This is a genomic window from Oceanobacillus rekensis, from assembly GCF_002153375.1.
In the GTDB taxonomy this organism is placed as follows: domain Bacteria; phylum Bacillota; class Bacilli; order Bacillales; family Amphibacillaceae; genus Oceanobacillus; species Oceanobacillus rekensis.
Genome location: NZ_MTBQ01000001.1, coordinates 452507 through 472065, shown reverse-complemented (window position 1 = coordinate 472065; position 19559 = coordinate 452507). Strand labels below are relative to the sequence as shown.

At 36.3% G+C, this 19559-nt stretch carries 20 protein-coding genes, 1 pseudogene and 2 other annotated features; of the genes and pseudogenes, 15 read left to right on the top strand and 6 right to left on the bottom strand.

Annotated elements, in window-relative coordinates; all coding sequences use genetic code 11:
* Positions 1 to 3 precede the first annotated feature (3 nt).
* The 4 genes from dnaI (at position 4) to BV906_RS02450 (ending at position 2765) form a co-directional block, all read left to right on the top strand.
* Positions 4 to 930, top strand: a complete 927-nt coding sequence (gene dnaI / locus BV906_RS02460) for a primosomal protein DnaI (protein WP_087971878.1) — start codon at positions 4 to 6, stop codon at positions 928 to 930.
* A 209-nt stretch (positions 931 to 1139) separates the two neighbouring features.
* Positions 1140 to 1307, top strand: coding sequence for a hypothetical protein (locus BV906_RS19310; RefSeq protein ID WP_176330244.1), 168 nt, complete (start codon positions 1140 to 1142; stop codon positions 1305 to 1307).
* A gap of 360 nt (positions 1308 to 1667) precedes the next feature.
* Positions 1668 to 2063, top strand: coding sequence for a YbaN family protein (locus BV906_RS02455; RefSeq protein WP_087971877.1), 396 nt, complete (start codon positions 1668 to 1670; stop codon positions 2061 to 2063).
* Between the two features lie 156 nt (positions 2064 to 2219).
* A complete protein-coding gene (locus tag BV906_RS02450) occupies positions 2220 to 2765 on the top strand; it encodes an NADPH-dependent FMN reductase (protein ID WP_087971876.1) in 546 nt (181 codons plus the stop codon).
* Between the two features lie 117 nt (positions 2766 to 2882).
* Here BV906_RS02450 and BV906_RS02445 read toward each other — a convergent pair whose 3' ends face one another.
* The 4 genes from BV906_RS02445 to BV906_RS02430 form a co-directional block, all read right to left on the bottom strand.
* On the bottom strand, positions 2883 to 4832 hold the full coding sequence (locus BV906_RS02445; protein WP_087971875.1) for an FtsX-like permease family protein: 1950 nt from the start codon (positions 4830 to 4832) through the stop codon (positions 2883 to 2885).
* A complete protein-coding gene (locus tag BV906_RS02440) occupies positions 4822 to 5583 on the bottom strand; it encodes an ABC transporter ATP-binding protein (RefSeq protein ID WP_087972157.1) in 762 nt (253 codons plus the stop codon). Before BV906_RS02440 ends, BV906_RS02445 begins: the two co-directional genes overlap by 11 nt.
* A gap of 95 nt (positions 5584 to 5678) precedes the next feature.
* Positions 5679 to 6683 (bottom strand): sensor histidine kinase, encoded by a 1005-nt coding sequence (locus tag BV906_RS02435; protein WP_087971874.1) that lies wholly within the window; start codon positions 6681 to 6683, stop codon positions 5679 to 5681.
* A complete protein-coding gene (locus BV906_RS02430) occupies positions 6680 to 7369 on the bottom strand; it encodes a response regulator transcription factor (protein WP_087971873.1) in 690 nt (229 codons plus the stop codon). Before BV906_RS02430 ends, BV906_RS02435 begins: the two co-directional genes overlap by 4 nt.
* Positions 7370 to 7750: 381 nt before the next feature.
* Here BV906_RS02430 and BV906_RS02425 point away from each other — a divergent pair.
* The 9 genes and pseudogenes from BV906_RS02425 to BV906_RS02385 all read left to right on the top strand — a co-directional run bounded on the left by BV906_RS02425 (position 7751) and on the right by BV906_RS02385 (position 15772).
* Positions 7751 to 8376 (top strand): annotated as a pseudogene (locus BV906_RS02425) (transglutaminase-like domain-containing protein).
* Positions 8377 to 8478: 102 nt separating this feature from the next.
* Positions 8479 to 8778: a hypothetical protein gene (locus BV906_RS02420; RefSeq protein WP_087971872.1), complete on the top strand. Its 300-nt coding sequence runs from the start codon at positions 8479 to 8481 to the stop codon at positions 8776 to 8778.
* Positions 8779 to 9251: 473 nt separating this feature from the next.
* Positions 9252 to 10100, top strand: a complete 849-nt coding sequence (gene ytxC / locus BV906_RS02415; protein WP_245843847.1) for a putative sporulation protein YtxC — start codon at positions 9252 to 9254, stop codon at positions 10098 to 10100.
* Positions 10101 to 10180: 80 nt separating this feature from the next.
* Positions 10181 to 10407 (top strand) — a binding site (T-box leader).
* Between the two features lie 144 nt (positions 10408 to 10551).
* A complete protein-coding gene (thrS, locus tag BV906_RS02410) occupies positions 10552 to 12498 on the top strand; it encodes a threonine--tRNA ligase (RefSeq protein WP_087971870.1) in 1947 nt (648 codons plus the stop codon).
* A 692-nt stretch (positions 12499 to 13190) separates the two neighbouring features.
* Positions 13191 to 13315, top strand: a sequence feature (ribosomal protein L20 leader region).
* Positions 13316 to 13385: 70 nt separating this feature from the next.
* Positions 13386 to 13892, top strand: a complete 507-nt coding sequence (infC, locus tag BV906_RS02405; RefSeq protein WP_140321954.1) for a translation initiation factor IF-3 — start codon at positions 13386 to 13388, stop codon at positions 13890 to 13892.
* Between the two features lie 36 nt (positions 13893 to 13928).
* A complete protein-coding gene (gene rpmI / locus BV906_RS02400) occupies positions 13929 to 14123 on the top strand; it encodes a 50S ribosomal protein L35 (protein ID WP_087971869.1) in 195 nt (64 codons plus the stop codon).
* A 64-nt stretch (positions 14124 to 14187) separates the two neighbouring features.
* On the top strand, positions 14188 to 14544 hold the full coding sequence (gene rplT / locus BV906_RS02395; RefSeq protein ID WP_087971868.1) for a 50S ribosomal protein L20: 357 nt from the start codon (positions 14188 to 14190) through the stop codon (positions 14542 to 14544).
* A 266-nt stretch (positions 14545 to 14810) separates the two neighbouring features.
* Positions 14811 to 15089, top strand: a complete 279-nt coding sequence (locus BV906_RS02390) for a DUF1294 domain-containing protein (RefSeq protein WP_087971867.1) — start codon at positions 14811 to 14813, stop codon at positions 15087 to 15089.
* Between the two features lie 83 nt (positions 15090 to 15172).
* Positions 15173 to 15772: a TVP38/TMEM64 family protein gene (locus tag BV906_RS02385; RefSeq protein ID WP_087971866.1), complete on the top strand. Its 600-nt coding sequence runs from the start codon at positions 15173 to 15175 to the stop codon at positions 15770 to 15772.
* A 387-nt stretch (positions 15773 to 16159) separates the two neighbouring features.
* Here the strand turns inward: BV906_RS02385 and BV906_RS02380 are convergent, their stop codons facing one another.
* On the bottom strand, positions 16160 to 16552 hold the full coding sequence (locus tag BV906_RS02380) for a sigma-w pathway protein ysdB (protein ID WP_087971865.1): 393 nt from the start codon (positions 16550 to 16552) through the stop codon (positions 16160 to 16162).
* A 193-nt stretch (positions 16553 to 16745) separates the two neighbouring features.
* Between BV906_RS02380 and dut the strand changes: the two genes are divergently transcribed.
* Both dut and BV906_RS02370 read left to right on the top strand, forming a co-directional pair.
* On the top strand, positions 16746 to 17180 hold the full coding sequence (gene dut / locus BV906_RS02375; protein ID WP_087971864.1) for a dUTP diphosphatase: 435 nt from the start codon (positions 16746 to 16748) through the stop codon (positions 17178 to 17180).
* A gap of 132 nt (positions 17181 to 17312) precedes the next feature.
* Entirely contained in the window at positions 17313 to 18398 is a 1086-nt protein-coding gene (locus tag BV906_RS02370) for a M42 family metallopeptidase (protein WP_087971863.1), read from the top strand.
* A gap of 479 nt (positions 18399 to 18877) precedes the next feature.
* Here BV906_RS02370 and BV906_RS02365 read toward each other — a convergent pair whose 3' ends face one another.
* Entirely contained in the window at positions 18878 to 19519 is a 642-nt protein-coding gene (locus tag BV906_RS02365) for a lytic transglycosylase domain-containing protein (protein ID WP_087971862.1), read from the bottom strand.
* Positions 19520 to 19559: the final 40 nt, after the last annotated feature.

Below are 19559 nucleotides of genomic sequence, written 5' to 3'. Positions count from 1 at the left end.
TAAATGAAACCTATACAGTCTGCATTAAAATCATGGATGCAAACAAATAATAATTTTAAAGAAAACTATCTTAAAATAAAACAAGAAGTCTTGAATGATCCGGAAATCAATGAATTTCTATCGCTATATCCGCAACTCCCTCAAGCAGAAATAAATAAGGCGCTTATGAAGTTTTATGAGTACAAAACACAGTCAAAGCAATGTAATCAATGTGAATCCTATCCAGCATGTAAAAACATGGTTCCAGGTTACTCTCCAGTGCTTAATGTGGAAAACAATGAAATAAGTCTGACCTATGAAAAATGCCATAGTAGAATTATGCATGAGAAGGACCAGGAAAAGCAGAAATTAATTCAAAGTCTATACATGCCAAAAGAAATACTTCAGGCAAGTTTCTTGGAATTATCGGTAGAGACACCAAGGCTGGCCGCCAATAACGATCTTATGGCATTTGTAGATCAGGCTAAAATAGAACTTCCAAAAAAGGGTATCTATTTCCACGGGCAATTTGGTGTTGGAAAAACCTATCTTTTAGGTGCTCTAGCAAATGAACTTAAAAAAATCAATATATCATCTACACTGATCTATATGCCTGAGTTTGTTAGGGAAATTAAAGGATCGTTTAAGGACGATTCTTTTAATGAAAAGGTTGACTTTTTTAAAAAAGCTGATGTTCTGATGTTGGATGATATTGGTGCGGAACTGCAATCTGCATGGTTCCGGGACGAAATTCTTGGTTCTGTTCTGCAATATCGGATGATGGAAGGTCTTCCAGTTTTCTTTACTTCGAATTATGATTTGGACCAACTGGAAGACCAGTTTGCTGTAACGAAGAATGGCATTGAAAAGGTAAAAGCAGGAAGAATCATCGAACGGATTAAGCAGGTCAGTAAAATAGTGAAAATTGATGGACATAACAGGCGTTTGTAGGTAAATAGGACGAGTCCCTAAAGAGGTAGTCCGACTTAACTGGACAAAAACCTAGCAACTTTTTCTGTAATTGGCATCCTTCAGAAATCTAAATAAATAATGACACACGTTATTTCACTTCGGAATGGCGTGTGTATTTTTATTGTTGATTGTAATATTTAGTGAATTCTTATAAAGGAATAATACTTGTGGTAAAATAAGTATATAAATTGAAGATAACGGTAAAAGTTCTTGATGAAAATGCTGGAGAGGAAGCTTTTAAAAACTTTGTTGAAGATGAGGTAATAACAGGAATCATTGACTTAATTATAACAACAAAAGACGAAAAACTAATGGCGACAAAGAGAGTAAGCATGCTTATTTTGTTGGTAAGTTAAAAGAAAACGATGAAGGATTCTATGTTGTAGGAATATCTGATAGTGTTGGTATAGGAATAGGTGCAAGTTGGGAGCTAACAACTAACAACTAACAACTAACAACGATAGATAGTACCAACTATACTATTTTTTTCGAAGAGACGATAGAAGAGCTAATTCTATACAGTTGTCTAATGGGGAATACTATATTTCCGATGTTAATGGGCATAGGTTTGGTGAGACCCCATAAGATTCAAAAAGGCGATAGAAGATTTCTTTCAGAAATAATTAATTCATTTAGTTAACTGTACTCTTTAAACTAATCGTGCAGGCATATCCACCATCTATTCGAATAGAAAATTAGATTAAAGGATTGAACATATGAAAAATATTCTATTCTTTACCCTTGGATTTATATCTCTTGGAATAGGTATTGCGGGTATTGTGTTACCTGTGCTGCCAGGCGGCCCGTTTATTTTAATTGCATCTTTTTGCTTTGCGAAAGGTTCCAAGCGGATCGATAATTGGTTCAAAAATACCGTAATATATGAAAAATATGTAGAAGGATTTCGCCAAAATAGAGGCATGACACGTAAAGAGAAAATCCGTATCAACTTAATAGCAGATTTCTTTATCTTGTTTTCAGTTTTTTATGTAGACATTCTTATCGTACAAATTATTTTGATTGTGCTCGGCCTTTATAAACATTATTATTTCATCAATAATATTAAAACGATTAAATTGGGGCAAGAAGAAAATAATAAACACTCTAAATAAGTTATATTTACTTTTTGTTTAAGGAAATGACAATCTTGTTTATTGGTCATTCAGTAGATTAAAAAAATAATAAGAGGGTAGAAATAAAGTGTAAGGCAAAACACTATTATGGATAATGAAACGTTAGAAAAACAAAGAGAAAGGGGTAGATAAAATATGGCGAAAATCGGTATCATAGTCGGAAGTCTAAGAAAAGAAGCTTTTTCTCAAAAGATTGCTGACAATGTAGCAACATTATTCCCTGAAGGATATGAAACAGAGTTTGTTGAAATTGGTAATCTCCCTATATATAATCAGGATTACGATGAAAATAATCCAGCAGAATATGATACATTCCGTAAACGAATGAAAGGAATTGAAGCTGTTTTATTTGTAACGCCTGAACATAACCGTAGTGTACCAGCTGCACTTAAAAATGCACTGGATATCGGTTCTAGACCATATGGTGAAAGTGTATGGGATGGGAAACCGGCAGCTATTATTAGTCATTCCATCAGTAATTTAAGTGGATTTGGTGCCAACCATCATTTACGTCAATCTCTAGCATTTTTAAACATGCCTGTTGTTCAACAACCTGAAGTTTATCTTGCCAATTCTCAAGACTTATTGGATGCAAATGGAAAAATTAATAATGAAGGAACGGTTCAATTTTTACAATCATTCGTCGATACATTTGTTGAACTGATTAAGAGATATCAATAAGGATGAAAATAAGACCACACATATTAGACATTCTAAATGTGTGGTTTTATCTATTATCAATGTTTTACTTAAATCTAAATTAAATTAAATACAATAAAAAATAATCCCAAGTTTTATCTAAAGTGCTTCTTTAATGATTTTCTTATAATACAGCACCGATAAAATACCAAAGATGGAGTATAGCAAAGCATACAATACAATAACAATCATCATAGGGTACACTAACTCGGTACCGAAAAAGAACCAGCCTGATTTAACAGCGAAATAACCATGGCTAATGCCAACAATCAATGGAATCCCGAAGTTAAACACTTGCTTAACCTTTATCCCATTTAATAAATCTTCTCTCGTAAAGCCCAATTTTCGTAAAATCGTATAGCTGGCTTTTTCTTCTTCACCCTCATCCATTTGTTTAAAGTACAGAATACATCCAGAGGTAATTAAAAAGGTCAATCCAAGGAAGCCTGCAATAAACATCATCATCCCCATACTTTGCTTTTGGTTGTTAATAACTTGTAACTGGGATTCATGTGCTGTCCAACTTCCAATACCTGACGCTTGGAAAATGGCTTCAGCCTCTTGTAGGTCATCTAGATTTTCAATATCAATTCCAACATGCTGCCTAAATTCACCTTGAGACTCAGGGTCTAAATTCGCTTTTAATTGTTGATAAACAGTTTCATCGACGACGGCAACTGGGAAACCACCGTTCGCAAATCTAAATGGAAGCACTCGTACATCTTCATGGCCTAGATAATTTAATTCAAACGATGTTGTCTCCCCGGATAATAGGATCTCTCCTGATTCCTTCAGTCTGATAAATTGCATCATTGCTTCATTCGTGTTCACAAAGACAGTATCAGATTCAGCTAGGTCTAGATTTTCTACCCAACCATCAGATGCAATAACCATATTAGTCATCGATACATCAAATTCTAATTCTACTCCCTCCATCTCTTGTATGATATTGGAGAGGTTTGCAGAAACATTCACAATATCCAGCGTTGTTTCCGTATAGTCAATATCAGCGACTTCTAAAGCCTCTGTGAAGAGGGCAGCGTTATTTAAGTTAGGAATTGAATAGTCATAAACGATATTCTCCTCAGCTGTTTTTTCAGCTGAGAAGTAAGAAATATAGGTTAAAGACAACAATCCAATTGCAAGTGCTGATAAGACTGTAATTACCGTTAAAAGCAAAGCATTGGATTTCATCCGAAACATAATCGATGAAAGGGACAGTACGTTATTAATGGACAGATAGCCGTTATTTCTATTGCGAATCAGATTAAACAGGAAGCTAATGGATCCTTTATAAAATAAATATGTCCCAATAATAACTGATGCGAGAATCGTAATCATTGTAAGAAATAATGCACCCATTGTCACAATGTTTCCAGAAAATAATTCCGTTGATAAATAATAGCCAAACGCAATCAATCCAAGACCAAATATTCCAACCACGATTTGCCATTTCGTTACACGAATTTGTTTTTCCTCCGTTGTGGATGACACTTGAAATAGAGATAGAATTCGTTGTCTGCGAATAAAAAGGCCATTCATGATCATAATGATAATATAAATCACTGCAAAAACAACGATTGTCTGTACAAATGCCTCATTAGAAAAACGTAGCTCTGCCACTTCTTCAATACCGATAATTTTGATTAAAATCATCATAATTAATTTTGATGATGCAAAACCAAGGAAAATCCCGACCAACATGGAACTAAAGTATAGAATGATATTTTCAATGCTAAGAATTCCAAAAATTTTATGTTTTGTCATCCCAACTAATTGAAACAAGCCAATTTCCTTGCTTCGACGCTTAATAAATAAATTATTGGCATAAACGAGAAACACCGTAACAATTGCAATTAACAAAACCGATCCAGCACGAATCGCGGCGGCACCCTTAATCGAACCTTCTGCCTCATCCATCGCCGGGTCATATTGTAAGGTCACAAAGGCAAAGTACAAGGCGACACTGAATATTAGCGCAAATACATACAGATAATAATTTTTCAGGTTTTTTTTCAAATTACGAAGGATGAGTTGATTAATGCTCATCATTCACCCCTCCTAATACTCCTTGTGTCTTAATAATGTCATTGAAAAAGGTTTGCCTTGTTTCTTCGCCCTTATGAAGCTGAGTAAAAATTTGCCCATCTTTGATAAAAATAACGCGATTACAGTAACTTGCTGCAAGTGGATCATGGGTAACCATCACAATGGTTGCTTCTCGCCTTTGATTCAAATCACTTAACTTATTCAGCAAATCCGATGCAGCCTTCGAGTCGAGTGCACCCGTTGGTTCATCGGCAAAAATAATACTTGGCTCATGCACAAATGCGCGTGCAGCTGATGTCCGTTGCTTTTGTCCGCCAGAGATCTCATTTGGATACTTGTCTTTTACCTCGTAAATCCCTAAGTCCTTGGCAACACTCTCAAATAACTTTTGTGCATGAATTCTTGGAACCTTCTTAATCGTTAATGGCAGCATAATATTTTCTTTTACCGTTAATGTATCTAGTAAATTATAATCCTGAAAAATAAAACCTAAATGATGCTTTCGAAATTCAGCAAGCTGCTTGTCTTTCATATTGGTAAATTCCTTGCCTTCAATTCTAATCTTGCCTTGACTTACACTGTCGATGGAGGACAGAACATTTAATAACGTCGTTTTTCCTGATCCAGATGCACCCATAATTCCAACTAACTCACCCTTGTCAACTTGAATATCGATTCCTTTCAAAACTTCTTGGCGGTTAAATTTATTACCATAGCTTTTATGAATTTTATGTGCTTCTAATATCGGCATATCATCATCTTCCTTTCTAATCCCTATCATAATTGAAGTTTCCATCTACTTCCTTCGATTCAGCGAACAAAAAACAAAAGCATGTGACAAACTTGTCACATGCTTGTTAGCTTCACGAAATCATTTTTTCTTGCAAAGGTTAATAAAAATGTTGTGCCTTCATTCAGTATCGATTGAACAGTAAGTTGTACTTCCAAACTCTTTGCTGCCTTTTTGGCTAAGTAAAGCCCCATACCTGTTGCACCATGATTTTTATGATTGGTCGTCGATGTAAATCCTTTATCAAAAAGTCGTGGCATATCTCTCGGATCGATTCCACGTCCATAATCCTGAATAGTTAGTCGTACCATTCCTTGATGCTCTGTACTGGAAATGATAATATCCGTATTTTCGCTATATTTTACTGCATTGGTTAATAACTGGCGAATAATAAAACCAAGCCATTTCCCGTCAGAAAGTACTTCCTTCGTTACTAAAGTGACATTAAAACCAGTGCCCTTTTGAAAGCACCAAGATTGTAATGCTTTAATTTCACTGTAAATTATTGACTCCAGGGAGAGCCTTTCAATGTATAAATCATTTTCTATTGACAGGATTCGCCGTTGATGCAGCTGTTGGTCCAGCAGTAAATGAATGCGAAGCCACTCGTATTGCAGCTGAGCCCTCAATGCTTCATTGTCCACACGGTCAATCATTAGTTGCATTGTCGTTAATGGGGTTTTTACTTCATGTATCCACGATAATAATTCATCGCGCTCTTGCTCGACTTGGGTTGTATGCATATTTGTTTCCTGTTTCAGAAATAAGCTCTGCCGCTCGAACGCTTGTCTGATTATCTTTTCATAGGGTGTATTGCTCCCTAACAAACTCTCTAATTCCAAACTTGGATGTAATTCCTCTAAGCTTTTATAGAAAGAAATCTCTTTCTGATAGCGGATGATGAGAAAAAGAATGAAAATAACAACTGATAAAAAAACGATATACAAAAAAGAGGTAAATGGGATAGACGGGTCAACATAACCAATAAAAAGCAATAGTAGATTTAAAAAACAGAACAAGAGAATCCACGGAAGTCGCTCCAATAAGAAATTTTTAATCATTTACTGCCATCCCTTGCCATATAGCCTTGTCCGATTTTTGTCTCGATCTGATTTCCCAGGCCTAGGTCATCCAAACGTTTACGTAGTCTGTTCACGTTCACGGTTAATGTATTATCACTGACAAATCGTTCGTCATCCCATAAATTTTTAATGATTTCCTCTCTGCTTATAATAGTATTTTTATTTTCTACTAAAAGTTTTAATATGTACATTTCATTTTTAGTTAGCTCAATCGTATCTTTTTCATTTTCCACTGTTCCTTTTACGTAATTGATTGTCGCTCCATTCCATATCTTTAAAGTCACAGGTCTCTCCATGCTGTAATTATAGACCCTCCGAAAAACAGCTTGAATCTTGGCAATTAATACCTCGAAATGAAACGGCTTCTGGATAAAATCATCGGCCCCAAGCTGCATCGACATAACCATATCGGTAGGGTGGTCCCGTGACGAGAGAAAAATAATCGGAACCGTGGAATGCGAGCGGATGATCCGGCACCAATGAAACCCATCGAACTGGGGTAATTGAATATCAATAATAACCATATCTGGTTCTACTGCCGCAAAATCATCCATTGCCCTGGCAAAGTCGTTGATACCATAAACCTCATAGGACCATTGCGACAATCTTTCCTTCATTTCCGTAAAAAGTGTTGTATCGTCTTCAATTAATAAAATTTTAAACATCGGTACCACCAATTCTCCGTATATTCTATTTTCATTTTATCAATAGTAAGAGGAATCTGTCACTATTTACAGTGAAAAAGGAGAATCATATGATAATGGGTACATTTCAAGGGTATAAATAATCAAATAATACCTTAAAAAAGATGGTATTTCGGAAAAAAATTGCGTGTGTATTTCTTCTGTTGAATGTAATATTTAATAAATTGGCATAAATGAATATGATAATGTTGCTAAATATAAATATAATTTGTGTTAAATAATGTGCTTATTTTAACGGAGCTTAGTTTACAACAATATCTATAATCCCGTTTCATTATATTGTATAATAATACTAACTTTTAAATGTTTTACAAATTAGTAATATAGGGGGGGATGAAGTTAATGAAAATGGTTTGTGAGTCTGACCAATATGAAGATTATTTACTTGAATTAAATGAAATTAATTATTCTAATTTAATAATTAAAGGAAAAATTGAAGAACTTTTCAACCCAAGTCAAAAGAGGTTGAAAAAGCAAAAGTAGCTTTTGAATTTGTGCGTGATGAAATTTCTCACTCTTGGGATATTCAGGGGAAACGTGTCACTTGAAATGCATCAGATGTATTAAATTATAAAGAAGGAATTTGCTATGCAAAATCAAATCTATTAGCATCTCTATTGCGTCCTCTAGGGATTCCAACAGGTTTCTGTTATCAGCGATTGATGTTGTTTGATACGCCAGAGAAAGGATATTGTATTCACGCTTTGAATGCCGTTTATATTCAATCTCTTAATAAATGGATAAGGTTAGATGCTCGCGGAAATAAAGAGGGAATTGATGCTCAATTTTCAACTGAAGAAGAACAATTAGCTTTCACCATACAAGAGGAATTTGACGAAAAAGATTACCCTATTATTTATACAAGACCACATCCAAAAACTTTAACTGTGTTAGAAAAGCATACTGATGATTTTATTCCAATAAGCTTGAAGGTTGTAAATAAGATGATCGGGACCTTTAGTATATAAAAATTACCGGACCAACTGGTTTTGCTATTTACGTATCAAGTAATTACTTAAAGTAATAGAGAAGAGAAACAATTAGAAATTATATAAGATGGTGAAATTAGAATGAGGATGTTATTAGAATTACTCCGCATCATATTTATTTTTGGAATACTTGGTGCATTAGGCTGGGCGATTATAGAAAATATTTATACAATCAATGAAATAACTGAAACTTATTCGTGGCTTGGTGCAATAGCTGTTTTAGTACTACTTTTTGTTTTGTATAGAAATAAGTTACAATTCTCAAGTTGGTATAAGGGAAAAGACAGAATGAAACTTTCAAAAGCTGTTTCAAATTCATTAATTTTTAGTTCGATGTTGCTATTCATATTACCATTCTTTTTAGGTTCTTGGTTAAGCTAAAGAGAGCTAAGTTCAATAAGCCCAAGGAGGGATTTTCTCGATGGAATTACCTATATGCTGGTCTTGTCAGTATGTATTTATTGGAGAGAATTATTATTTGTAATTAATGGATTAAAGAAATGTCCCCATTGTGCTAAAAGACAATAAATTAAAGCGAAAAGCAACAAAAATCTGGTATTTTTGGTGTACTAATACTTGTTATTCCCTTTATTTTAAACGTTTTTAATGTTAATTGGATGGTCACTGCCTCTGTCACTTTTCTTTATTTAATTATATTGTTAGCTTTTATTCCATTCCAACTAGAGTTTACCAATGATATAGAGCCATTATTTTAGACTTTATACGACCAATAAATTACCCCATGCAAAACTATCACCGAAAAAAAATTGCTAGATTAAGAAGATTAATCATTTTTTACAAAGTTTGTCCATATAATGTATCAGTTTGGTCGTGGATGAGGGTGATAATTATTGGTGGAGGTATATTTTGAATCGAATAAAGAGGTAATCAGTTTTTGTGAGCGTTTATTTCGTGAGCATCAGCAAATTGAGCTGAATTGGAAAACAGATGAGAAACGGGGCAACCATCTGAAATTCCCGGATGGGTTGCCGAAGAATGAATTGGAAGACATAATTGCTGGTACGATGGCGGAAGTCTTTATGACACATCGGTTAGGTGTGATGATCAAACGTATTATTAAAGATTATTATTACTATACCGAGCATGAAGAAATTGAACGGATACATGACTTAACACATTGGATCATTACTGGGGAGGATGAAGAAAGTAAACGACTAAGAAATAATAAAAATCAACATGTATTTCTGAAGTCCCTATTTATTGCTACTTTAAAAGAAAGTTTTGAATTCCACTTTGATTCCATTGTAAATTTCCGTTTAAAACCGTTTAAAGAGCAGCTGATATCTTATGTCGGATTGGCGATTGATGATTTCAGGAGAGAAGAAGATCATCAGGCATTTATTGATATGCTCCGGGCATATATTATAAACAAAGAGCCGGGCGTACCAGTAATCCATATTTTGCAAGGCAATACATTTGCATTTTTTAAAGAAAATGGTAAGCGGTTAACTAACATTGATTTACGGGTAATGATGAAAAAAGAGCCATTATATATCGTCGGTCTGCATGATAACGAGTTTAATCTTGCCCCGCTTATAGCGATGGCCCCTGAAAAGCTGATAATTTATGGTGATGACCCTTCAGAGCCAAAAACGATGACAGTCATCAATGTTTTTCAGGAAAAAGTAGAATTTGAATCAATCAGTAATTTTCCATTTCCTTATTATTTGAATCATGAATAAAAGAACTTGATTTTCTTTTTGAGAGCGTCTATAATACTCATTAAATACTTATTAAAAACGTCAATCGTTCGAATTTAAAATTAAAAGTTACGATAAGGACATGATTATTTGAGAAAACATAGTCAAGAGAAGGAAGTCAGCGGCTGGAAGCTTCCTGTGTGTAAACAAATAATTACCACCTTTGAACTCTGTCAGTGAAATAGCAGTAATTGACAGCGTACCGTCTGCGTTAAAGATTAATGAAGCCGTAAGATTTTTTTACGGGAATTAGGGTGGAACCACGAAATTTCCAACGCTCGTCCCTTTGCAGTAAATGCAGAGGAACGGGCGTTTTTAATTTGTTCGCAGTTAAGAAAGTATAACACTTTCTTACTGCATAAGTGCGGGCTAAGGCATACGCCTAAAGGCTTGGCGTGTGTCTTAGTTTTCAAATAAAAAAGGAGAGATTGAAATGGGACAAGAGATTAAGATTATTTTCCCCGATGGAGCCGAGAAAAGTTTTCCGGTCGGTACAACAGGAGAAGAGATTGCAGCATCGATTTCTCCAGGGTTGAGAAAACAGGCATTGGCTATTAAATTAGATGGTGAGCTTGTTGACTTGAAACGCAAACTAAATGATGGCGGCAAGATGGAAATCATTACGTATAAAAATAAAGAAGGAATAGAAGTAGTGCGTCATTCGACTGCCCATTTACTTGCACAGGCAATCAAACGTCTTTATAAAAATGTTCAATTTGGTGTGGGGCCAGTAATAGAAGAAGGCTTCTATTATGATATCGATATGGAAGAATCATTGACACCTGAAGACTTGCCGAAGATTGAGAAGGAAATGAAACGTATTGTAGATGAAAACCTAGAAATTAAGCGTGTAGAAGTCTCACGGAATGAAGCAAAAGAAAGATTCCAGGAAATTGGTGACAATCTAAAGCTGGAACTAATTGATGCAATTCCAGAGGATGAGCAGGTGACATTCTATGAGCAAGGTGAATTCTTTGACCTTTGTCGCGGCATTCACGTTCCATCTACAAGTAAAATTAAAGCATTTAAACTATTGAGTATCTCTGGTGCATATTGGCGTGGCGATAGCAATAATAAACAGCTGCAGCGGATTTATGGTACAGCTTTTGAAAAACAGGGACAAGTGGATGAGTACTTGCATATACTTGAAGAACGTAAGGAGCGCGACCACCGTAAACTAGGGAAGGAACTCGATCTATTCACTGTCTCCCAAAAAGTAGGACAGGGATTGCCGTTATGGCTGCCAAAAGGTGCAACGATCCGTCGTAACATCGAACGTTATATCGTGGATCTTGAGGAACGATTAGGCTATGACCATGTATATACTCCAGTACTCGGGAGCAAAGAGTTATATGAAACAAGTGGACATTGGGATCACTACCAAGACGACATATTCCCGCCAATGGAAATGGATAATGAAACACTAGTACTTCGTCCAATGAACTGTCCACATCATATGATGGTATATAAGAATAGCTTATGGAGTTACCGACAATTGCCTGTCCGTATTGCTGAACTTGGTACAATGCATCGTCATGAAATGAGTGGGGCGCTTGCGGGGTTACAGCGAGTAAGAGGCATGACATTGAATGATGCACATATCTTTGCTCGTCCGGACCAGTTGAAAGATGAATTTATACGAGTAGTTGAATTAGTTCAACAAGTATATAAAGACTTTGGTATTGATGATTATTATTTCCGCCTTTCATACCGTGATCCAGAGGACAAAGAGAAATACATTGATAATGATGAAATGTGGGAGAAAGCACAAGCTACATTGAAAGAAACGATGGATGATATGAATCTGGAATATGTGGAAGCAATTGGTGAAGCAGCATTCTATGGTCCTAAATTGGATATACAGGTGAAAACAGCACTTGGTAAGGATGAAACATTGTCAACTGTTCAACTTGATTTCCATCTACCAGAACAATTTGATTTGACTTATATTGGTGAAGACGGAAAAGAACATCGCCCAGTTGTAATTCACCGTGGCGTAGTTTCCACAATGGAACGTTTTGTTGCATTCCTAATTGAAGAATATAAAGGAGCATTCCCAACTTGGCTTGCACCGGTACAAGTGAAAGTCATCCCAGTTTCGCCACGGGCACATCTTGATTATGCCAAAAAAGTAGAAGCAGATCTTCGCATGCAAGGTATCCGAGTTGAACTGGATGAACGCGATGAGAAAATTGGTTATAAAATTCGTGAAGCACAAACACAGAAGATACCTTTTGCACTGGTTCTTGGCGACAAGGAAATCGAAGAAAGTGCAGTCAACTTCCGTCGCTATGGCGAGCAGAAATCAGAAACAGTCTCTTTTGCTGATTTTGAGACATTGATTAAAGCAGAAATTGCTGAAAAGAAACTAAGGAATTAATACTGCAGCAGCGTTCGAAAGAGAATTAACATTCGAACGCTGCTGTTTTTTTGACTGAATTCGCATAGTTGTAGTTTATCTGCCTCGTAGTCGGGATAAATTGCGAAGTAAATAAGAAATCTCGGCGACGCTCAGGGAAATATGCTTCGCGAATTCTAAGGCATAGGTGAGCCCCTTCATGCTGACGCATTTCAGGGTCTCACCTATGCCTCTTTTCTCGCAGGAGTCGTCGTATATTTCCCTGAGCTGGTTTGATGGTAACTGACAAGTACTTGTACTACTTGCTAATAAATGAAATAGCATGCGTACACTTCACCAGTCCGGCATCGCTGTAGACGGTGACTTCTGCGGGAAATGCACGTGTCCGAAGACCAGAAGAGTGGTTTTCTCTTCGGGGCTGAGTGCCCTAAGGTGCGTATCCACCCGGAGCAATCCCAGACGGCGGGAAAAGCACTTACTTATAGCAGTAGTTACTTCGCACTTTATAGAAATTGCGAAGGTGGAAGAAGCAACCTTTTTTAAAGGCGTGTAACCACAGACCCAAAGTTTACGAGAAGAGTTTCTATTATTGTTGGCTTTTCATTTTTTAATTATTATGGTACTATTAATCAAGTATCTTCATTAAGAAAAAAAGTGAATTGACAAGTTTGGATCTAAATGATATACTTAAAAAGTAAAAAATTAAATGATCTAAAGACAAGTAGAAGCACCCGCTTCTCACCTGATTGACGCCTTAGGGTAGTTAACTGGTTCCAACTTTTTTAATTATTATTGGAGATGTGTGGGTGCAATATTGTGCCGACACTTTTTTAATTCACAAAAATTGCTTGTCAAATGATAGATCAGTAACAAAAAATATTTGGAGGTGGCTGGCTATTAGCAAGGATATGAATGTCAATGAGAAAATTCGTGCGAGAGAAGTACGACTTATCGATTCAAATGGTGATCAGCTTGGTGTAAAAACACGTCAGGAAGCATTGGAAATTGCTACAAAACGTAATGAGGATTTAGTGATGGTTGCTCCCAACGCAAAACCACCAGTGTGTCGCATCATGGACTTCGGTAAATTCCGATTTGAACAGCAAAAGAAAGAAAAAGATGCTCGTAAAAAACAAAAGATTATTAATATCAAAGAAGTTCGTTTCACACCTGGTATTGGCGATCATGATTTCGAAACGAAATTGAAAAATGCTCGTAAATTCCTCGAAAAAGGCGATAAAGTGAAAGCAGCGGTTCGTTTCCGTGGACGTGCAATCACGCATAAAGAACTTGGACGTGAAGTGTTAGATCGCTTTGCTGAAGAAGTAAAAGATATCGCAACAATTGAAACAAAACCAAAAATGGAGGGCCGTAACATGTTTATGATGGTCGCTCCAGTTAATGAAAAGCAATAAATTACTAAAGATCAATCAGTACAGGAGGAAATTATTATGCCTAAAATGAAAACTCATAGAGGTTCAGCTAAACGTTTTAAAAGAACTGGATCTGGAAAATTAAAAAGATCTCATGCATATACAAGCCATTTATTTGCAAATAAATCACAAAAACAAAAACGTAAACTACGTAAAGGTGCTGTAGTATCTTCTGGAGATTACAAACGCATCAAAGCTATGCTTCCAAGATAAACAAAAATTTAACGATAAATTCGGGATATACAATTGTATGGAATTGTACTAGGAGGGAATTATTATGCCACGTGTAAAAGGTGGAACAGTAACACGAAACAGACGTAAACGCGTCCTTAAATTAGCAAAAGGTTATTATGGTTCAAAAAGTACGTTATTTAAAGTAGCAAAACAACAAGTAATGAAATCAGGTCAGTATGCATATCGTGACCGCAGACAGAAAAAACGTGATTTCCGTAAATTATGGATCGCACGTATCAATGCTGCTGCACGTTTGAATGATATTACTTACAGCAAATTAATGCACGGACTTAAACTTGCAGGTATCGAAATCAACCGTAAAATGTTATCAGAACTTGCAATTAATGACGAACAAGCATTTGCTCAATTAGTTAGTCAAGCTAAAGAATCTTTGAAATAATTTCAGGTATGCCAGTTTAGTAAGTTAAAGCTGGATGGATAATGGAAAAGGACCGAATCCCACTGTAGCGGATTGGGTCTTTTTCTTTATTTTATACATAGTGGTTGTTCAAAAAACGATAAAAATGACACATCGATGTTTCTAGTTGACTTGTTTCTCTGTTCCTGCGTGTAAGGATATTGCAATTTTTCAAAACTACGCGTCTCGAACTACTTAGTCCTTTTTATCCTTCTTTTTGAACATACTTATATAGGGAGAGAGAAAACATGGAAAATTTAAATTCAATTATGATGTACTTAATTGGTGTTAATATAGCAGGGTTTATCTTAATGTATATCGATAAGCAAAAAGCAATCAAACAAAAATACAGAATCCCTGAACGGACATTTTGGATGCTCGCAATCCTCGGCAGTTCCATAGGAAATTATCTTGGCATGAAGACGTTTCGACATAAGACGAAACATCGTTCATTTGTAATCGGTATGCCAATTCTAATTGTAGTCAACATTGTCTCATGTATTTATATATTATTCTTTATGTCATAAAGGCTCGTCTCCTGTCATATATATGAATTATAGTCCTGCCACTGAATCTCCTTTTACTTTATGTAAAAGAAAGGGGGTGGATTATGGAGTTTTTCGGAAACTACTTATTGACTTTTATCGAGATGGGAGGGTTATTTTCACCACTGTTATTCATCTTTTTTCATCTGATGAGACCAATATTATTCTTGCCCGTCGTATTCATCTGTATTTCAGGAGGTATTCTTTTTGGGCCGGTGGCAGGCACGCTTTATTCGTTTATCGGTATCACCTTGTCAAGTTTATTATTTTATACGATGATTGGTTGGATGCCAAAATCACTTCAACGTCTCATCCATGTAAAACAAAAATTGTTGGGAAAACACGCGGAATTAACAACTTCACAAGTTACATTGCTTAGACTTATTCCATTTATACATTTTCATCTTTTGTCACTTTGTTTAATTGAGGGTTCCTCAAGTTTTAAAGAGTACACGAAATCATCCTTATTATCTAATATTCCTTTGGCAATTATTTATACATCCATTGGAGGGTGGATTTCCAATCTAACTCCTTTATATATCTTCGTCTTTTTAAGCGCGTTACTACCATGTATTTATATTTTAAGAAGAAAAGAAATTATTATTAAATGGCAGGATTTCTTTCCGATACAGGAAGCTCAAAAACACTCATCTATAAAAGTATAGATGAGTGTATTATTTCATTATAAAGTTTATCTCCGGCATTTTCCTCCACCTCTTACGCTCCTAAACGGCCGCTTTCGCTTTTGTTTTCATCCAGCTCCAGCGGCCAGGAGCTGAAGAGCTTCGGAAATCCTCTGTGCGATAAGTCAACATCTACTCACTTTGTTCGTAGTGTTTCCTTTAGCTCCGACGGTTTCCTCCATCTCTTACGCTCCTAAACGGCCGCTTTCGCTTTTGTTTTCATCCAGCTCCAGCAGCCAGGAGCTGAAGAGCTTCGGAAATCCTCTGTGCGATAAGTCAACATCTACTCATTTTGTTCGTAGTGTTTCCTTTATCTCCGACGGTTTCCTCCACCTCTTACGCTCCTAAACGGCCGCTTTCGCTTTTGTTTTACTCCATGTCTGTTAGGATTAGTTCGTTTATAGGATGTTTCCAGGTGATCTTAGCGTATGGATATTGTAGAAGTATTTCGTTTTCCAGGAAATAGAGGTCATCTCTAGTAATTCCTCGCAGTTCAAGTGGGGAGTGAACTGTGATATGGATATCTACTACTTCAAATGACTCCTCTGTTGTCCCGAGGTACTTTTCGCCTTCAAAAAAGCAACCTTTATAAACAAATCGTAAATTCTTTTTGCTATTACTCGTATCATTGATAATGAAAAATTCATTTGATTCTTTGGCAATTTGCAGTCGTCTCTCTGGATTTCTTAAATACTGGATCCATGTATAGACGAGGAGAACCAATGCAATTAGTATAAGTATACGAAATAAAATAACTACCATATCCTTCGTCTCCCTTTATATAAGTGTGAGCTTGACATTCGCCCAATTTCTCTAAACCTATTTCATATTCATACGGAATAGAAAGTAAATAGGTTTCACTTTTTTAAAAAAATAACTTCATGATACAATTATAAAGTAGAAATAAATTAAAGGTAGATGAAAAATACGCTTTTTAGAAATGAGGGATTTATATATGGAATGGGAATTAAAGATTAAATTAATAGATGAAGATGCAAAATTACCATATCGAGCAAATGAAGGTGATGCAGGTTTAGATCTATTTTCTGTTGAGGAAAAAGTAATAAAGGCTGGCGGGTCTGCGTTAATAAGAACGGGAATAAAAATGGAACTGCCAAAAGGGACGGAGGCACAGATCAGGCCTAGAAGTGGTTTAGCCTTAAAACACTCCATAACAGTTTTAAATAGCCCTGGAACGATTGATGAAGGATACAGAGGTGAAATTAAGATAATTTTAATTAACCATGGAATAGAAGACTTTCAAATAGAAAAACAGATGCGGATTGCTCAAATGGTTATTGCTCCCGTATTACAAGTTAAGCTTGTACAAACGGAAGTTCTATCAAGCGCCATTAGGGATAGAGGTGGATTCGGTTCATCGGGTGAGTAAACATTCTACAGATGCATATATAAAGAAAACCGGGATAAATTATAAAAGGCAGAATAGTGCTTTAAGATTTTGTTGTTTCTCATAAAAGGACTATACTATTAATAGAGTATCAAAATTGGGAGGTTATTACATATGCATAAGTTAGACGAAACATTAACAATGCTGAAAGATTTGACAGATGCAAAAGGTATACCGGGAAATGAAAAAGAAGTAAGAGAAGTTTTTGAGAAATATATTACACCATACGCCGATGAAATAAAAATGGATAACCTTGGTAGTTCCATTGCTAAAAAGACTGGGAAGAAAGGCGGTCCAAAAATTATGGTTGCCGGTCACCTGGATGAAATCGGCTTCATGGTTACCCGTATTGATAAGAAAGGCTTTATCTATTTCCAGACTGTTGGCGGCTGGTGGAACCAAGTAATGCTGGCACAGCGTGTAACGATTATGGGGAGCAAGGGAGATGTAACTGGTGTAATTGGATCCAAACCACCACATGTCCTTTCAGCTGAAGCCCGCAAGAAGCCTTATGAAATAAAAGATATGTTTATCGATATTGGTGCTTCTAGTAAAAAAGAGGTAGAAGAGTTCGGTGTAAAACCAGGTGATTCAGTTGTACCATATTTTGAATTTACGCCATTGAAAAATGAAAAGTTATTACTTGCAAAAGCATGGGATAATCGAATTGGCCTTGCAATCGCTATTGAGGTACTTAAGCAATTAAAAGGTGAAAATCATCCAAATACTGTTTATGGTGTTGGCACGATTCAGGAAGAAGTAGGCTTACGTGGTGCAAAAACTTCCGCAAATGCCATTCAGCCTGACATCGGATTTGCGGTTGATGTAGGAATTGCGGGGGACACACCTGGAATTTCTGACCAAGATGCAGATAGTAAACTTGGAAAAGGACCACAGATTATTTTGTATGATGCATCAATGGTTTCTCATAAAGGATTACGTGATTTTGTTGTGAAAACAGCAGATGAAAATAAAATTCCATATCAGTTTGCATCCATTGCAGGCGGTGGAACAGATTCAGGATCAATCCATTTGGCTGGTAATGGTGTACCATCATTATCGATTACTATTGCCACACGTTATATCCATTCACATGCAGGAATTCTCCATCGTGATGATTTCGAAAATGCAGTGAAACTCATCGTGGAAGTAATTAAGAAAATGGATGCTGACACAGTAAAGGAACTCATATTAGCATAAGTATGATTAGACCAGCAACGATTGCTGGTCTTTTTTTTCATAATATGGTTGCTTTTTAAGTATAACAGTTGAGATACGAACTAAGAAAGTAACTTCGGCGACCGCTCTTGGAAATACACTTACGGTTCGCGGGGGCTGGTGAGCCAACTTGCGCTAAAGCGCTGCGTTGACTCACCGATGCCTTTGCTCCCGCAGAAATCTACGTGTATTTCCCAGAGCTGGTTAGAATATTGCTGACAATTACTACACTCGCGTTATATAAACTATCTTTAGCTTTACCAGTCCGGGTGAGCGGAGGCCGTGACCGCGGAAAGCAACCGCCCGCAGCGACCCCGGACGGTAGGAAAAGCACAATTTATAAAAATCAACCAGCAGTTACTTCGTAGTTTATAGAAACTGCAAAGTTTAAAAACAGTTAAGTTTACGAAAAGAGCCTAAATAAAAAAGGAAACTCTTAATTTTGCAGAGTTTCCTTTTTGTTAAGCAAGATAATTGTTCATCACTTTAGATACGTAATTTCTCGTTTCTTCAAATGGAGGGATACCTTGATACTTATTCACATTGCCAGGTCCAGCATTGTATGCTGCCAGAGCAAGTTTTGTATTTCCATTATAACGATCTAGCATCTGACTCAAATATTTCGTGCCGCCATCGATATTTTGACGTGCATCATATGAATTGGTCACACCTAAACCTGCAGCCGTTGCAGGCATTAATTGCATCAATCCCTGTGCACCAGCAGAACTTCTTGCCGCCCGATTATAATTGGATTCCTGTTTAATCACTGCATGAATCAAATTCTCATCCACACCATGCTTTTGTGCCGCTTCAGATATGAGCGAATTATAATTTGTATTTGGAATACTCTTGTTGGAAATTGTATCTATAGTAGAGAAAGAGGGCATATTTCCATAAGTATTGATGGCTGGTGGTAGATTCGCTTTTGTTGTTGTATTTATATTTGATAGTCTTTGTGCTTCATTTATTTTTTCTAGTAAGAGTTGCTGAAATGACAAATCCATTTTTTGTGTTGCACTTGAAAAGCCATTAGTATCGGAGTTACCTGTCATGATAGACATTGCTTGATAGTGTATCATTTGCTGTAAATCGCGTATTTCCATCTGACAATTCTCCTTCCATGATACAAGTAATTTTACGACT

Bases quoted from the DNA above. Each gene is read 5' to 3' on its own strand.
- dnaI (WP_087971878.1), top strand. From the start codon at position 4: ATGAAACCTATACAGTCTGCATTAAAATCATGGATGCAAACAAATAAT.
- BV906_RS02455 (WP_087971877.1), top strand. From the start codon at position 1,668: ATGAAAAATATTCTATTCTTTACCCTTGGATTTATATCTCTTGGAATA.
- BV906_RS02450 (WP_087971876.1), top strand. From the start codon at position 2,220: ATGGCGAAAATCGGTATCATAGTCGGAAGTCTAAGAAAAGAAGCTTTT.
- BV906_RS02445 (WP_087971875.1), bottom strand. From the start codon at position 4,832: ATGAGCATTAATCAACTCATCCTTCGTAATTTGAAAAAAAACCTGAAA.
- BV906_RS02440 (WP_087972157.1), bottom strand. From the start codon at position 5,583: ATGCCGATATTAGAAGCACATAAAATTCATAAAAGCTATGGTAATAAA.
- BV906_RS02435 (WP_087971874.1), bottom strand. From the start codon at position 6,683: ATGATTAAAAATTTCTTATTGGAGCGACTTCCGTGGATTCTCTTGTTC.
- BV906_RS02430 (WP_087971873.1), bottom strand. From the start codon at position 7,369: ATGTTTAAAATTTTATTAATTGAAGACGATACAACACTTTTTACGGAA.
- BV906_RS02420 (WP_087971872.1), top strand. From the start codon at position 8,479: ATGAGGATGTTATTAGAATTACTCCGCATCATATTTATTTTTGGAATA.
- thrS (WP_087971870.1), top strand. From the start codon at position 10,552: ATGGGACAAGAGATTAAGATTATTTTCCCCGATGGAGCCGAGAAAAGT.
- infC (WP_140321954.1), top strand. From the start codon at position 13,386: ATGAATGTCAATGAGAAAATTCGTGCGAGAGAAGTACGACTTATCGAT.
- rpmI (WP_087971869.1), top strand. From the start codon at position 13,929: ATGCCTAAAATGAAAACTCATAGAGGTTCAGCTAAACGTTTTAAAAGA.
- rplT (WP_087971868.1), top strand. From the start codon at position 14,188: ATGCCACGTGTAAAAGGTGGAACAGTAACACGAAACAGACGTAAACGC.
- BV906_RS02390 (WP_087971867.1), top strand. From the start codon at position 14,811: ATGGAAAATTTAAATTCAATTATGATGTACTTAATTGGTGTTAATATA.
- BV906_RS02385 (WP_087971866.1), top strand. From the start codon at position 15,173: ATGGAGTTTTTCGGAAACTACTTATTGACTTTTATCGAGATGGGAGGG.
- BV906_RS02380 (WP_087971865.1), bottom strand. From the start codon at position 16,552: ATGGTAGTTATTTTATTTCGTATACTTATACTAATTGCATTGGTTCTC.
- dut (WP_087971864.1), top strand. From the start codon at position 16,746: ATGGAATGGGAATTAAAGATTAAATTAATAGATGAAGATGCAAAATTA.
- BV906_RS02370 (WP_087971863.1), top strand. From the start codon at position 17,313: ATGCATAAGTTAGACGAAACATTAACAATGCTGAAAGATTTGACAGAT.
- BV906_RS02365 (WP_087971862.1), bottom strand. From the start codon at position 19,519: ATGGAAATACGCGATTTACAGCAAATGATACACTATCAAGCAATGTCT.